Genomic DNA, 2,129 nt, shown 5'->3' on the forward strand with positions numbered 1-2,129 from the left:
AACAGAAAGATCAACTGGTAGTAATCCGTACTGAACATATTATACATTATTTTCAGTATAGTTGAGCTTATTGTTGACTAGAGTCATGCTCCCACAACAGGCGCAGCCGCTTTGCCGTCTGTAGTGTCCAGTGGGGCAACCCCAATGACTCGGCCATTTGAACCAGATGGGTGGGCCGCAGGTAGGCACCGTCGTTGCGGCAACTGCCCCGGTAAAGGAGGCAAGCGCTGCCCTCGGGGGTCAGGCCCTGAAACTCTAGGTAGTAAAGCAGGGCGCGGGCATTGAAGGGAGAGGACTTGCCAGACTTGGAGGTTTTTTCAATCCAGATTTCCTGCGCATCCAGAATCTGGGTAACCCAGGCAGGCCAAGAGGACTCCATCCCGCTGACGCAAATGGCTTTGGGCAACTCGCAGCTCACCGTAAGCTGATATTCGGCGGCGTAAACGGCTGCGGTGGCAGAGGGATCCCGAAGGCCAATTTCTTGGACAGCTTGAATGGGGATCTCCGGGGGCAGCTGTTCGCTCAGAAGGGCGCGCAGTTTCTCAGGCGTCAGAGGACCTTCAGGCCGATCCAGCAGCTCCAGATCCAGGATTTCGCCATAGCCTTCCTGGCCAATGGGCAGAGCGTTGGCGTTGGCCAGGCGGGGCATGGGGTGGTAGCCGCCGCTGAAGGCCAGAGGTAACCCCGCTCGCCGACAGGCCCGTTCCCACAGGCGCATGAGATCCAGGTGGCCCAGCCAGCGCAGATCCCCGGTTTTGCCGTAGGTGATGCGGAAACGCTGGGCAGGTGGCTCCGGCTCCAGGGGATCCGGGGTGGGGGTGGGTTTGCTCTGCAGGGGCGGGACGGGCGGAGGGGGAATGACGATGTTGTGGCCGAAGCCGGGGCCGCAGATGCCGCAGGCGGAGCAGCCCTCGAAGGAGCAGTCTTCCACGGTGAGGGCTTCCAGGGCGCGGCGGTAGTCTTTTTGCAGCCATTTTTTGTCGATGCCGGTATCGATGTGATCCCAGGGCAAGGGATCCTCCAGGCCCAATTCCCGGATGGGGAGATGGGCGCAGAGGGCGACCGGATCGGCGGCAGGATCCACCTCTTCGCCGCAGTAGGCCCTCACCCAGGCAGCATAGGCGGTGTCGATGCTTTCCCACCAGGCATCCATGCCGGCACCGGCCCGCCAAGCCCGCTCGATCATCTGTCCCAGGGAGCGATCCCCTTTGCCGATGAAGTCTTCCAGGATGCTGAAGCGGATATCGGTGAAGTGGGCTTTGACTCCCCGTAGCCGGCGCAGCTCCTTCTGCAGCAGGGCCTGCTTCCGCTGCACGTCGGCATAGTCTACCCGGTGCCACTGGAAGGGGGTGTGGGGCTTGGGGGTGAAGTTGGAGAGGGTGAGGGTAAATTCCACCCGCTTGCGACCCAGGGCTGCACATTCTCGCTGCAGCATCTCGACGGTGCGGGCGATCCCCAGGACATCGGCGTCGGTCTCGCCGGGCAGGCCAATCATGAAATAGAGCTTGATTTTGTCCCAGCCCTCTTGGACGGCGGTGCGAATGCCGCGAATCAAGTCGGCATCGGTGAGGCCCTTGTTGATGATGTCCCGCAGCCTTTGGGTGCCAGCTTCGGGGGCAAAGGTGAGGCCGGAGCGGCGGGATCCCTTCATGATGGCGGCAATTTGCTCATCAAAGCGATCCACCCGCTGGCTGGGCAGGGAAAGGGCAATGTGTTCTCTGAGGAGACGGTTGTGCAGCTCCGCTCCCACCGCCGGCAGGGAAAGGTAGTCGGAGCAACTGAGAGAAGAGAGGGAAAATTCGTTGTAGCCGGTCTTGCGCAAGCCCTGCACCACAGCCTCCACCACTGCTTCCGGATCCACATCCCGCGCTGGGCGGGTAAGCATGCCCGGCTGGCAAAATCGGCAGCCCCGTGTGCAGCCCCGCCGCACTTCCATCACCAAGCGGTCGTGGACGGTTTCCACCAAAGGCACCAGGCCGACGGAGTATTGGGGTTGAGGCAGGGCCACCCGACGGCGGATGCGCTCCGGCACCCCAGGCACAATGGGTCGAGGCGGGATCCCCTCGTAAAACTGGGGCACGTACACCCCCAGCACCTGGGCCAGCTCCAGCAAGACCTCTCGGCGGGGC

General features: G+C 62.2%; 1 protein-coding gene. It reads right to left on the bottom strand.

Features of this window, described 5'->3' with window-relative positions; genetic code table 11:
• Positions 1-67 precede the first annotated feature (67 nt).
• Positions 68-2,129 (bottom strand): TIGR03936 family radical SAM-associated protein (locus tag NW837_RS12705; RefSeq protein WP_414332004.1); only part of this gene is annotated, 2,062 nt, incomplete at its 5' end.

This window comes from Synechococcus sp. R6-10 (assembly GCF_047461815.1).
In the GTDB taxonomy this organism is placed as follows: domain Bacteria; phylum Cyanobacteriota; class Cyanobacteriia; order Thermostichales; family Thermostichaceae; genus Thermostichus.